Annotated in this window: 14 protein-coding genes; 6 read left to right on the forward strand and 8 right to left on the reverse strand. The window is 59.3% G+C overall.

Translation table 11 applies throughout. The annotated features are described in order from the left end of the window. Positions 1–3 precede the first annotated feature (3 nt). The 4 genes from WC529_03805 to WC529_03820 are packed head-to-tail and all read left to right on the forward strand — an operon-like array spanning position 4 to position 2,634. On the forward strand, positions 4–414 hold the full coding sequence (locus WC529_03805; protein ID MFA5113406.1) for an S-adenosylmethionine decarboxylase: 411 nt from the start codon (positions 4–6) through the stop codon (positions 412–414). 3 nt (positions 415–417) lie between these two features. Beyond that, on the forward strand, positions 418–1,503 hold the full coding sequence (locus WC529_03810; protein ID MFA5113407.1) for a deoxyhypusine synthase family protein: 1,086 nt from the start codon (positions 418–420) through the stop codon (positions 1,501–1,503). Next, positions 1,500–2,321: an agmatinase gene (gene speB / locus WC529_03815; GenBank protein ID MFA5113408.1), complete on the forward strand. Its 822-nt coding sequence runs from the start codon at positions 1,500–1,502 to the stop codon at positions 2,319–2,321. Before WC529_03810 ends, speB begins: the two co-directional genes overlap by 4 nt. Positions 2,322–2,364: 43 nt before the next feature. Continuing rightward, the gene (locus WC529_03820; protein MFA5113409.1) at positions 2,365–2,634 is read left to right on the forward strand and encodes a hypothetical protein; all 270 of its coding nucleotides are present in this window, start codon (positions 2,365–2,367) and stop codon (positions 2,632–2,634) included. Here the strand turns inward: WC529_03820 and WC529_03825 are convergent. The 5 genes from WC529_03825 to ahcY are packed head-to-tail and all read right to left on the reverse strand — an operon-like array spanning position 2,612 to position 6,262. Continuing rightward, positions 2,612–3,508 carry an RluA family pseudouridine synthase gene (locus WC529_03825; GenBank protein MFA5113410.1) on the reverse strand — a complete coding sequence of 299 codons (897 nt, stop codon included), beginning with the start codon at positions 3,506–3,508 and terminating at the stop codon, positions 2,612–2,614. The two genes, WC529_03820 and WC529_03825, sit on opposite strands and share 23 nt — an antisense overlap. 10 nt (positions 3,509–3,518) lie before the next feature. Then, the gene (gene lgt, locus WC529_03830; protein MFA5113411.1) at positions 3,519–4,280 is read right to left on the reverse strand and encodes a prolipoprotein diacylglyceryl transferase; all 762 of its coding nucleotides are present in this window, start codon (positions 4,278–4,280) and stop codon (positions 3,519–3,521) included. Continuing rightward, positions 4,280–4,729 carry a signal peptidase II gene (gene lspA, locus WC529_03835; GenBank protein MFA5113412.1) on the reverse strand — a complete coding sequence of 150 codons (450 nt, stop codon included), beginning with the start codon at positions 4,727–4,729 and terminating at the stop codon, positions 4,280–4,282. The genes lgt and lspA overlap by 1 nt, the downstream gene beginning before the upstream one ends. Next, positions 4,730–4,999, reverse strand: a complete 270-nt coding sequence (locus WC529_03840) for a DUF5665 domain-containing protein (GenBank protein MFA5113413.1) — start codon at positions 4,997–4,999, stop codon at positions 4,730–4,732. Then, positions 5,000–6,262 (reverse strand): adenosylhomocysteinase, encoded by a 1,263-nt coding sequence (ahcY, locus tag WC529_03845; protein ID MFA5113414.1) that lies wholly within the window; start codon positions 6,260–6,262, stop codon positions 5,000–5,002. Between the two features lie 57 nt (positions 6,263–6,319). Here ahcY and WC529_03850 point away from each other — a divergent pair, with 57 nt between their 5' ends. Next, entirely contained in the window at positions 6,320–8,299 is a 1,980-nt protein-coding gene (locus WC529_03850) for a hypothetical protein (protein ID MFA5113415.1), read from the forward strand. Here the strand turns inward: WC529_03850 and ileS are convergent. Continuing rightward, positions 8,283–11,051: an isoleucine--tRNA ligase gene (gene ileS / locus WC529_03855; GenBank protein ID MFA5113416.1), complete on the reverse strand. Its 2,769-nt coding sequence runs from the start codon at positions 11,049–11,051 to the stop codon at positions 8,283–8,285. The genes WC529_03850 and ileS overlap by 17 nt on opposite strands. 98 nt (positions 11,052–11,149) lie before the next feature. Here ileS and WC529_03860 point away from each other — a divergent pair, with 98 nt between their 5' ends. Further along, a complete protein-coding gene (locus tag WC529_03860) occupies positions 11,150–11,356 on the forward strand; it encodes a hypothetical protein (protein ID MFA5113417.1) in 207 nt (68 codons plus the stop codon). Here the strand turns inward: WC529_03860 and WC529_03865 are convergent. Both WC529_03865 and WC529_03870 read right to left on the reverse strand, forming a co-directional pair. Beyond that, positions 11,348–11,959 (reverse strand): hypothetical protein, encoded by a 612-nt coding sequence (locus WC529_03865; GenBank protein ID MFA5113418.1) that lies wholly within the window; start codon positions 11,957–11,959, stop codon positions 11,348–11,350. The genes WC529_03860 and WC529_03865 overlap by 9 nt on opposite strands. Beyond that, the gene (locus WC529_03870; protein ID MFA5113419.1) at positions 11,959–12,108 is read right to left on the reverse strand and encodes a hypothetical protein; all 150 of its coding nucleotides are present in this window, start codon (positions 12,106–12,108) and stop codon (positions 11,959–11,961) included. The genes WC529_03865 and WC529_03870 overlap by 1 nt, the downstream gene beginning before the upstream one ends. Between the last annotated feature and the right edge of the window lie 91 nt (positions 12,109–12,199).

Genomic DNA, 12,199 nt, shown 5'->3' on the forward strand with positions numbered 1-12,199 from the left:
GTTGTGGAAACGCACGGCAATCCGCACTTAACCCTCGATCTGTCCGGCTGCCCGGCCGAAAAAATGGCCGACGTAGCGCTAATTTTTAACGTCCTCGAAGAATTGCCCGCCAGACTGGGGATGACCCCCATTGCCACCCCATCGGTCTTCAAATATACCGGGCGGGTCGCGGAAGACGCGGGGGTCACGGGGGTCGTACTGGTCGAGGACGCGCACATCTCCGTTCATACCTTCCCGGAACGGGGGCGGGCGGTCATCGATCTTTTTTCCTGCCGCGACTTTAACGCGGAGCTGGCCAGGGAGCTTTTACTGGGCGCCTTCGCCGCCCGCGACCACGAACTGACCATGATCAATCGCAGCCCGGAAGTCGCCGTTGCAGTCGAAGAGCGAGTCCGCCCCCGCGTTTACCACTGAGCTATGGCTTCCAAATACCTGAAAAATCCGACGATCCCGTTCCGGGTCAGCAAAGGGCAAAACGCCGCCGACATCCTGGACGGCATGCTGGCGACTGGCTTCCAGGGGAAAGCGCTCGGCGAAGCGTACGCCATCTGGCAGGAGATGCTGCGGCAGAAGAAGATCACCATCTGGCTCGGGATCTCCGGCGCGATCATCCCGGCCGGCATGCGGCGGGTCATCAGCTACCTGGTGGAAAAGCGGTTCGTCGACGTCATTGTCTCGACCGGCGCGCAGGTTTTCCACGACCTGGCCGAAGCGCTCGGCGTCGTCCACTACCGGGGCTCGGCCCTGGTTGACGACCAGGCGCTGCTCAAAGAGGGGATCGACCGCTTCTACGACGTTTTGGTCCAGGAAGAGCTGCAGCGCAAGGTCGACCGGCGCATCCAGGTCTTTCTGGAAACGCTCGACCCCGATTACCAGTATTCCTCGCGGGAATTCCTGAAGCATCTCGGCTTATACCTGGCCGCTGAAGCGGTCAATAAGGATTCTTTTGTCCTGCAGGCGGCCAAGGCGGGGATCCCGGTCTTTGCCCCGGCGCTGTGCGACAGTTCGATCGGTTATTCTTTTGTCATGGCCCGGCACGGGATCCAGGACAGTAAGGACGGCAAGGCCTACCGCCGGGACGGGAAAAAAGTTTTCCGCTACATCGACCAGATGAAAGATACCGACGAAACGGTGCAGATCGCGGAAAACTCGGGGAAGTCCGGCGTTATCTACCTGGGGGGCGGGGTGCCGAAGAACTTTATCCAGCAGACCGAACTGCTCAACATGATCTTGGGGAACCAGCTCCCCGGCCACGAATACGCCGTCCAGATCACGACCGACAATCCGCACTTCGGCGGGCTTTCCGGCTGCACTTTCCAGGAAGCGCAGAGCTGGGGAAAGATCGCCGGCCACGCCAAGATGACCCAGTGTTTTTGCGACCTGACGATCGCCCTGCCGCTTCTGGCGCAGGGGTTGTGCGAGGTCGAACCGCTGGCCAAAAAACGGCCGAAACCGCGCTACGACTGGTCGCGCGACCAGCTTAAGGTGCGCTACGAACGATGAGCAATTTTCTGGGCCTCACGCAAAAACCGGCCGACCGGGCCAAAGCGCAGTTCGTCGTCATCCCTTGCCCGCACGAAGCGACCACCAGTTACGGCAAGGGGACCAAGCACGGCCCGGCGGCGATCTTGCAGGCTTCCCGCGAGATCGAATGGTTTGACGAAGAGCTCGGCTCCGAACCGTGCGTTAAAGCCGGGGTCTATACCGACAAGCCGTCCCCGGTCGCGAGTCTCGAGTCGCGAGTCGCGAGTTGTCTGCGCGATGATAAGATCCCGGTCATCCTCGGCGGGGAACATTCGCTTTCTCCCTACGCCGTCAAGGCCTGCAAGGCCAAGTATCCCGACCTCTCGGTGCTCCAACTCGACGCGCATGCCGACCTGCGCGATACCTATCAGGGGAAGAAGAACAGCCACGCCTGCGCCGCCCGGCGGATCTGGGAACTGTGCCCCCTCGTCCAGGCCGGGGTCAGGAGCATCTCCCGGGCAGAGCACGAGTGGGCGCAAAAGAACCGGCAGCTCGACCGGATCGTCTTTGCCCGCCAGCGGGATGAGTTGGCCAAGGTGACGGCCGAACTGAGCCGGAACGTCTACCTGACGATCGACGTCGACGTTTTTGACCCGTCCGTCGTCCCCGCGACCGGGACGCCGGAGCCGGGCGGTTTCAGCTGGGCGGAAATGTTGGTCCTGTTAAAAGGGCTCTGCGCCGATCGGAACGTGGTCGGTTTTGACGTCGTGGAATTGGCTCCCCGCCGGGGCGATAGCGCTTCCGACTTTACCATTGCCCGCCTGGTTTACAAGCTGATCGGCTTCCTGAGCCGCTAAAACCGCTGAAATTTCCCCGCCCGGGGCACGATATACCTATGGTATGAATAGCCGCGACGTAGTCGTCAGGATCATCCAGCCGGCGGAACAGCCGAAGGCGCAGCCGATCGAGCACGCGCCGGCGGCGGCGGCAAAGCCGAAGAAGGACCTGCGCCAGCTGGCGCTGAACGCGCTGGCGGTCATGGTGATCGCGGCGCTCGGCGGTTATTTCGCTTTCGGCCTCTTTAACATGGGGATCGCCCTGCGGGAAGTCCTGGTCCTGGTCGGGATACCGCTGACCGTCGGCCTCGTTACGACCTACGCCATTGTGTAAACGCTGCCGGTAAACTGCTTTCGAACGTCAATTTTTCTCCGCTGACCGGATGGTGGAAACTTAATTTTCGCGCGTGCAGCATCTGGCCTTTTATCCCTAGCCCATTTTCTCTTTTCCCGTAGGTCGGATCGCCGACCAGCGGATGGCCGATGTAGCTGAGGTGGACCCTGATCTGGTGCGTCCGCCCGGTCTTGATCCTGACCTCGACCAGGGTCGTATCGGCGTGCCGTTCCAGAACGCGGTACTCGGAGACCGCCGAGCGCGACCGGCTTTCCCCCTTGATGACCGCCATCTTTTTCCGGTGGACCGGGTGGCGGCCGATGTTCTCCGCGATCGTCCCCGCGTCGTTCTTCATGATCCCGTGGACCAGCGCCGCGTAGGTCTTTGCCACCGTCCGCTCCTTGAATTGCTTGATCAGGTCGAGATAAGCGCGATCGCTCTTGGCGACGACCAGCAGGCCGGAGGTGTCTTTATCAAGCCGGTGGACGATGCCGGGCCGGAGCGGGGCGCCGTAAGCGGCAAGATGCGGGGTATGCGCCAGCAGCGCATTGACCAGGGTCCCGTGATAATGCCCCGGAGCGGGGTGGGTAACCATCCCCTGCGGTTTATTAACGACGATGATATCCGCGTCCTCGAAAACGACGTCGAGCGGGATGTTCTCCGGCTTGACCGTCGGCTCGAGCGCGGGCGGAACGGCGCCGCTGACCCGGTCGGCCAGTTTCAGCTTGTAGCTCGGCTCCGCCGGGGCATTATTGACGGTGACCAGCCCGTCCTCGATCAACTTTTTCGCGTGCGAGCGGGAGAGGTCGAGCGCGGCGACGGTCGCCAGGAAATGATCGAGCCGCGTCCCTTGCTGTTCGGCCGTGACGGTCAGCGCAAAGGCTTTAGGCGGCGCGGCGGCGAAAATAAAACAACCCCCAGATGCCGAAGAGGAAAAGCGGCAGCACCAGCCATTGGACCGGCGTCAGGGACAACCAATGGAACGGGCTGAAACGGAAGGCCTCGACCGTAAAGCGGTACAAAGCGTAAAGGATGAACCACCAGGAAGCGATCTCGCCGTCGAACCGTTTGCGCCGGTAGAGCAGGGCGGTGACGGCAAAGACCAGCAGCATGAGCAGCGAGGAATAGAGCTGGGTCGGGTGGACCCGGACGCCGGGGCAATACTGGGCGGCCAGCGAACCGGCGGGGAAGACGAGCCCCCAGGGGAGATCGGTCGGCAGGCCGAAACAGCAGCCGTTCAGGAAACAGCCGAGCCGGCCGATCGCGTAGCCGAGGGAGATCCCCGGAGCGGTCGCGTCGAGGACCTTGAGCAGGGAGAGTTTTCTTTTTTTGACCAGGAAGGCGAGGAGCGGGATCCCGACCAGGAAACTGCCGAGGAAAACCAGCCCGCCGTTCTGCAGCATGACGATCTCCAGCGGGTGTTCGGCAAAATATTCCCACTGGCCGGCGACGTACAGGAGGCGGGCGCCGGCGATGCCGCCGAGGATGCAGTAGAGCGCCAGGTCGAGGATCGTTTCGGGGGCGATCTTTTCGTAACGCCAGGCGAAATAAGCGATCAGCGCGACGCCGATCCCCAGGCCGAGCGCCACCATCAGGCCGTACGCGTGGAGCGTGAACCCGCCGGCCTGCCAGATGACCGGATGCATCAGCCCTGTTCCTCGTCCGGCGACTTCAGGAAGTTGAGCAGGATCAGGAAGACGCCGAGGTTGATCATGATGTCGGCGAAGTTGAAGACCGGCCAGATGGTGATGTCGAGATAATCGATGACGTAGGTGCGGACCACCCGGTCGGTCAGGTTGCCGATGCTGCCGCCCAAAAGACAAGACAGGCCCAGTTGCATCAGATAGTTATTGGCCGGGATCCGATAATGGTAATAGACGACGAAGATGGCCACCAGTACGCCGACCACCGCCAGATAAGGGGAAAAGCCGACGAACAGGGAGAAAGCCGCTCCGGTGTTGCGGACGTAGGTCAGCCTGACCACGTCATCGATGAGCGGGATCGACTGGCCGAAATACATGAACCGGTGGACCAGGTGCTTGAGAAATTGGTCGACGGCGAGGACCAGCAGGGCGTTAAGATAGAAAATCGCCACTTATCTGACCCTGCCCCCATGTCTGACGGACGTTTCCATGATCTTCATCAGCTCGCTAACGTAAGCGCCGACAACCGGGAAATTGATCATGTGCGACAGGATCACGGTCAGCATATAGAGCAGGATGCCAAGGAGCAGCGTCATGCCGAGCGCCATACCGAGCCCCTGGGCGATCCCGTTCAAGAAGGTAAACATGATATACCGCCAAGGCTGATGTTTGTCCCGGCGGACCTGTTCGAGCGCTTCAAGAAGTCTGTTCTCTTCGTCCATTTATGTCCCCTCCTGCCAGGAAGCGAGATATTTGACCTGTTCCGGCGTTAATTGATCGATCGCCATCCCCATCGACTGCAATTTGGCCGCCGCGACCCACGCTTCGATCTCCGCCGGGACGGCGTAGACTTTGGGGCCGAGCTTGCCGGCCTGGTTGATGACGTATTCGGTCGCCAGCGCCTGCGTCGAGAAGCTCATGTCCATGACCGAGGCGGGGTGCCCTTCGGCGGCGCCGAGATTGACCAGCCGGCCTTCCGCCAGGAGGTAGATGCTCCGGCCGCTGGGCAGGACATACTGGTCGACGAAGTTGCGGACGTTCTTGACCTCTTTTTTCGCCAGCTTCTTTAACCCTTTCAGGTCGAGCTCGACGTCGAAGTGGCCGGAGTTGCAGACGATCGCCCCGTCCTTCATGGCCGCGAAATGTTCCGGCCGGATCACGTTGACGTTGCCGGTCAGCGTGCAGAAAAGGTCGCCGAGCGGCGCCGCTTCCGCCATCGACATGACCCGGTGGCCGTCCATGGCCGCTTCGAGCGCTTTGACCGGGTCGACCTCGGTAATGATGACGTTCGCGCCCATCCCCTTGCAGCGGAGGGCGAAACCTTTGCCGCACCAGCCGTAGCCGGCGGCGACGATGGTCTTGCCGGCGATCAGGAAATCGGTCGCCCGGATAATGCCGTCGACGGTCGATTGCCCGGTGCCGTAGCGGTTATCGAACAGGTTCTTGGTCGTCGCGTCGTTGACGGCGATAACCGGGAACTTGAGGGCGCCGTCCCGCTCCATTGCCCGGAGCCGGATAACGCCGGTCGTCGTCTCTTCCATGCTCCCGATGATCTGCTTGGCCACCGCCGGATATTTGGCGGAAATGGCCGAGACCAGGTCGCAGCCGTCGTCCATGGTGATGACCGGAGAATGTTCGATCGCGGCGACCAGGTGTTTATGATAAGTGTCAGTGTTCTCCCCCTTGATAGCGTAGACCGGGATGCCGTAGTCGGCCACCAACGAAGCGGCGACGTCATCCTGGGTCGATAACGGGTTGGACGCGCAGAGGACTATATCGGCGCCGCCGGCCTTGAGCGTCCGGACCAGGTTGGCGGTTTCGGCGGTAACGTGAAGGCAGGCGCTCAGCTTTTTCCCCTTCAGCACCTGGCTTTTGGCGAATTTTTCCCTGACCCGGGCGAGGACCGGCATGTCGCGCTCGGCCCATTCGATCCGGAGTTTGCCTTTGGGGGCGAGAGCTGGGTCTTTAATGTCGTGGCTCGGCATGCTTACATTATACCATAAGGTGAAATTTTTTCCCCATCGGGACGAAAAAACAGTACCATGGCCATTTATATCCCGAGAGTCAGGGAGAGTTCCCAGCCGCCGGCGGCCAGGCCGATCATGGAGCGGACGCTGGCCGCGACCGCGGGCAAAGGCGTTCGTCTGACATATCGCGGCCTCTGGCTTTATTTCAGCGCCAACCAGGAGCGGGTCTATGCCCCGCTGCTCGCGGCCGGAAAACTGCAATTCGTCGCTTATGCCGATCGGGTGGAACTCCGCCAGCAAAACGGCGAAGGAGCGATCAAGGTGCTCGGCCGGGCGCTGCTCGGTCCGGAAGGGACGTTCCTGGTCCAGGGCGTACCGGCGGCCGATAAGCACGGCTTGATCAAGTGCCGGGAGAGCAAACCTTACCGCCACGTAACCGCGGAGTCCCTCTTTCCCGAGTTCGGCAAGGTCCGCCGGGCCAATCACTATGAAGAAGCGAACCGGCGGGCGGAGATCGTGCACGATAGGCAAGCGTTCGTCTTCCCGACCGGCCAGCATGCCCATTTCGGGGCAGCGGTCCGCGAGCAGCGGATCATCGCGCTCGCCAACAGCCAGAAGATCGAATTTTATGAACGGACCCCGGCCGGGCAGGAAGAATACATCGGGACGATCGAGCTGACCGACGAGCGGATCAAGCGGCAAGAGAGGGTCCGGGTCGATGAATACATCGAAAAATTCGCCCTGCACGACCTGCCGGTCAGGCTGTACGGCAACGATGTCCGGGTCGAGCACCGGGGGATCGTTTTTGTCTTTAGCGCCGACCCGAAGAACGTCTATTTCCGCGACATCTTTGAGGGGCGGTTGTTCCTGCGCGTCGGTTTCGCGGACCGGATCGAAGTGATCAAGAAAACCCGGAACGGGGAAGAGCTGATCGGCGCGCTCCCGACCAAGGACTTGCCGCTCGACCAGCCGGCCCGGAACGGCAATTACTTTCGGGTCGACCGGCTGATCGAGGAGCTGAGCGCCCGCGACGTTACGCTCGATACCGCTACGTTCCCCAAAGGGGTCCAGGCCCGGATCTTTAACATCAATTTTTATTTCCCGATGCGGGCGGGTAACGCGTACCGGGAAGCGGCACGGACCGGCAAACTGATCTGCCGCACTTACCGGAGCAAGATCGCGGTCGGTACCCTGGTGGACCGGCGCTTCAGCGAGATCGGCCGGATCGAGTTCTCCCCGACCGGCAATCTATTAACCTCGACCGGGCGGATGTTCAAGATCGACGGCAAACCGGTCAAGCGGATGGACCAGCGCCTGCCGGGCGTCAACATCGAGCGCTTGATCCCCGAACTGGGGCGCCTGGAAAAACGGGCCGGGTTAAACGCGGCCGGCGCGATCATGCACCGGGAGATCCGCTACCTGTTCGACCTTGAACCGGGCGATATTTATTTCCACGAACTTCTTGCGGGCAATTTGGTCTTTCGGGCGGTCGGCCGCCGGGTGGAATTATTTATCGAACGGGCGGACGGCCGCCGGGAATACATCGGTGACTGCCGTTTGAACAAGGAAAACCAGCTGGAAACCCAAGCGGGAGAGCTTTACCGGACCGAACATGGGCCGGTGGCGGCCGGCGAGCGGCGCGACGCCCGGGTCTCGCGGTTGATCGCCGCGTTCAAGGCCGGCAAGCAGGAGATCGGGGAAGTATTCGAGCATTTGTCCGAGAAAAGTTATGACGGTCTTTACGAGATATTCGTCAACGGCCAGGCCCGGCGCTGGCTTAAGCTGTTCACCCTGGTGGGCAAAGGTTATCTGGCCAGCGGGCAGGCGGACGAAGTGCTTGCCGTCAAGCTCCTGTTCGCCCTGGCGTACGGCCTGGAGAACCTGGCGGCCCCGAACCAGCTCTCGCCCGACCTGAAACAGGCGTTTGCCCGGGAGATACTGGAGACAATGGCGTTAGTCTTCACCAATCCCTCTTTGGGACGGGTGCGGGACTCGATGCGGTTGCAGTATGAACGGGCGCTGCTCGCGGCGGAGAAGATCAACCAAGCGCTTTGACGACCGACGCGCAGCGCTGACAAAGAGTTGGATGCGCCTGGTCCTGACCGACGCTTTCGCTGTAGAGCCAGCAGCGCTGGCATTTCTCGCCGGGAGCGGGAGAAACTTTTATGTCGCTTTCCCCTTCGGTCAATACCACTTTAGAGACGATCATGATCATCGGCAATAAGTTTTCCACCGACCGGAGCAATTCCAGCTCTTTCCCCCGGGCCGCGAGCGTGACCTGCGCGGCCGACGACGAACCGATCGCCTTCGCCGCCCGCAATTCTTCGATCTTCTGGTAAGCTTTCGCCCTGATGTCGAGCAGCGCGTCCCATTTCTCCCCCAACTTTTCATCCAGGTAAACCTTGTCGGCCTGCGGCATTCCTTGGAGAAAGACCGAACCGTCAATTTTCGTGTAGCGCAGGATGTCTTCGGCCGTAAAGGACAGGATCGGCGCCATTAATCTGACCAACGTAGTCAGTATCTCATGCATAGCGAACTGCGCGGACCGGCGCTCGGGCGAATTTTTCCCGCCGCAATATAAACGGTCTTTCGACATATCGAGATAGAAAGCCGACAGGTCGTTGACGCAGAAATCGTAGAGCCCGTGATAGACCTGGTGGAACTCGAACTCGTCGTAAGCTTTAACGATCTTTTCGGTCAGCCGGTTAAGCTTGAGCAGTATCCATTGGTCTATTTCCAGCAACTGTTCGGGTTTACCGCCGTTGAAGTCGTTAAGATTGCTTAGCAGGAAACGGCAGGTGTTGCGTATTTTCGAATACGCTTCCTGGACCTGTTTTAAGATCTTTTCCGAGGCCGCCATGTCGTTGCGGAAATCGGTCGACGCGACCCAGAGGCGGAGGACATCGGCGCCGTACCGTTTGGCGACGTCGTTGGGGTCGATGACGTTGCCGAGCGACTTGCTCATCTTTTTCCCCTTGTCGTCGATGGTGAAGCCGTGCGTCAGCACTGCATTGAACGGCGCCCGTCCTTTATAACCGATGGCAAGGAGGAGCGAGGACTGGAACCAACCCCGGTGCTGGTCGGATCCTTCAAGATAGAGGTCAGCCGGCCAGCTTAACTCGGACCGCGTCTCCAGGACGGCGGCATGCGACGAGCCGGACTCGAACCAGACGTCGAGGATGTCAGTTTCCTTGGTGAACTCGGTCCCGCCGCAAGCGGGGCATTTGGTCCCGGCCGGCAGAATGTCTTTGGCTTCTTTGGCAAACCAGCCGTTGGTCCCCTCTTTTTTGACGAGCTCGACGATCGCTTTGTTAAAGAGCCCGGTCAGCTGCGGTTTTTTACACTTGACGCAATAGAAGGCCGGGATCGGCACTCCCCAGGAGCGCTGGCGCGAGACGCACCAGTCGGGCCTCGTCTCCACCATGCCGCGGATCCGGTTCTCCCCCCAGGCGGGGAACCATTTGGTCTGCGTGATCGCCTTGAGCGCTTCCTGGCGCATCGCCTGATGGTCGACCGCGATGAACCATTGTTCGGTCGCCCGGAAGATGACCGGCTTCTTGCAGCGCCAGCAGTGGGGGTAGGGGTGCTTGAAGAACTCGAGTTTAAGGAGCGTGCCGTTCTCCTTCATCTTTTCGGTGATCAGCTTGTTCGCCTCGTCGTAATGTTTCCCTTTGATGAAGTCGGGGACGGTGCCGTCGAAATAACCGCGTTCGTCGACCGGCATGACGATCGGCAGTTTATACTTGAGGCCAACCTGGTAGTCCTCCGCGCCGTGGCCGGGGGCGATGTGGACAAAGCCGGTCCCCTGTTCCAGGGTGACATATTCGTCGTTAACGATCGGGACCTCGCGGTCGACAAAAGGATGTTTGCACAATATCCCTTCCAGCATATTCCCCTTGGCCTTATCAATGATCTTATGGTCTTTTAACCCCAGCTTATCGACAAAGTTATTGAGCAGTCCTTCCGCGACGACGTAGACTTCGCTGCCGATATCCAAGAACACGTATTCATAGCCGGGGTGCGCGGCCACCGCCACGTTCGCCGGCAAGGTCCAGGGAGTAGTGGTCCAAATAATGACTGACCAGGGCTTGTCCTTTGGTAAATTAGGATTTCGGACCTTAGAATTTATTTCGGATTTAGTATTTAGTATTTCGAATTTGACATAGATCGACGGCGATCGGTCATCCTCGTACTCGATCTCCGCTTCCGCTAGCGCCGTCATGTCGGTCGGGCACCAGTGGATCGGCTTGAGCCCCCGATAGACGTACCCTTTTTCCGCCAGGTTGCCGAACAGCTCGATGATCTTGGCCTCGTACGGGTGATCGATCGTCAGGTACGGCTTGTCCCATTCGCCGAAGATGCCGAGCTTCTGGAACTCTTTTCGCTGCAGGTCGACGTATTTCAAGGCGTACTCTTTGCACTTTTCGCGAAACTCGATGACCGGCATCTCCTTGCGCTTGTCGCCGATCTCTTTCAAGAGCTGGGTCTCGATCGGCAGACCGTGGCAATCCCAGCCGGGGATATACGGGGCAAAAAAGCCGGACATCGATTTATATTTGACGATGATGTCCTTGAGCGTCTTGTTCAGCGCGTGGCCGAGGTGGATGTCGCCGTTCGGGTAGGGAGGGCCGTCGTGCAGGATGTAGCTGCTTTTTCCCTTATTCTTGGCCAGGAGCTGATGGTAGATGTCCGACCCCGCCCATTTACCCAGAAACTCCTCCTCGACCTTGGCGAGGCTTGCCTTGATCGGGAAGTCGGTTTGCGGCAGGTTCAGGGTGTGTTTGTATTTTGCTTTCTCTTCGGACATTTTGACGGTATTTTAACATGAAAACTGCGTCATGGCTAACCCTTCACGTCCGTTAGCTCCGCAAGTTTTACCCGCAATAACACGATAATAACAATATAATGGATCGCCGGAAAACGCTGGTATTAATAGTTATTTGTTACCTGCTGGTCTGCGGTTTTACTTATGCCAGTGGCGAGGCGGCGGAAGACAACAGCGGCCTGACGGCCAGGGAAAAGAACCTGCAGGAATATTACGAGAAAGTGCAGGCGCAAAGAGAGCTTTATAAAGCGCAGCTAGAAGCCGCCCGGAATTCCGCCTCAAACTGACCGCAATAACTTCTTAAACAGTGCCGTGATCCTCCCCAGAGTGACAAGGCCGCGGCCGTTTATCTCATTGTAGAGCGCTTCGGGCGTTTTCCGGTCGCCGTTCGCACGGAAAACGCCTGCCATATAACGGCGATAAATGGGCTGGGCTAAACGGCCCAGCAGCTCCCGGTTGGCGATATTCCAGTTTTTGGCCTTATTTATCTCCGGAGGGAGCCGCTGTTCGGTCTCTTCGCGGCGCAGGAAACTATCGCGGCATTTTTGCCGGCCGCCGAACAGATAGGCCACGATCGCGACCTTCTTGAGCGCCCGGATCTTGTCTATCGGGATAAAATGAACGCTGGTAAAGGACAGTACCGCGCCGGCTTTTTTGGCTGATCGGTATCGAGCGGTTATTGCCGAGATCAGCGGCTCAATGCTCCCTTTTTGCTCAAACAGGGCCCAGGCCTGCTCCAGACCGTAAGAATCGATGCCGTTTTCGTCGATATTCAAATGGAGGAAATCATGTTGCGCCGCCAGAAAATTGCTGAAGTGGGTTTTTCCGGCGCCCGACAAGCCTAAGATGAACCAGATCTTTTTACGCGGGCGGTTTCGCCTCCTTGCCATCATGCCCGCGGCAGGCAGATCGTAAAGGTCGTACCTTCCCCCACGTGCGAATCGACATAGAGCGAGCCGTGGTGTTCGACCTTAGCAAGGTTCGCGCGGATCGGGAACTCCGTTTGGGGCAGGTTAAGGGTGTGCTTATACTCGGCCATGGTATAGACGCTATTTTAACACGAAAACGCAATATTTGCCTGAAATATCCAATAAAAAGTAACGATAAATACCGGAGAGTACAAGCAGGCA

It is taken from the genome of Candidatus Margulisiibacteriota bacterium, from assembly GCA_041650855.1.
In the GTDB taxonomy this organism is placed as follows: domain Bacteria; phylum Margulisbacteria; class WOR-1; order O2-12-FULL-45-9; family XYB2-FULL-48-7; genus JALOPZ01.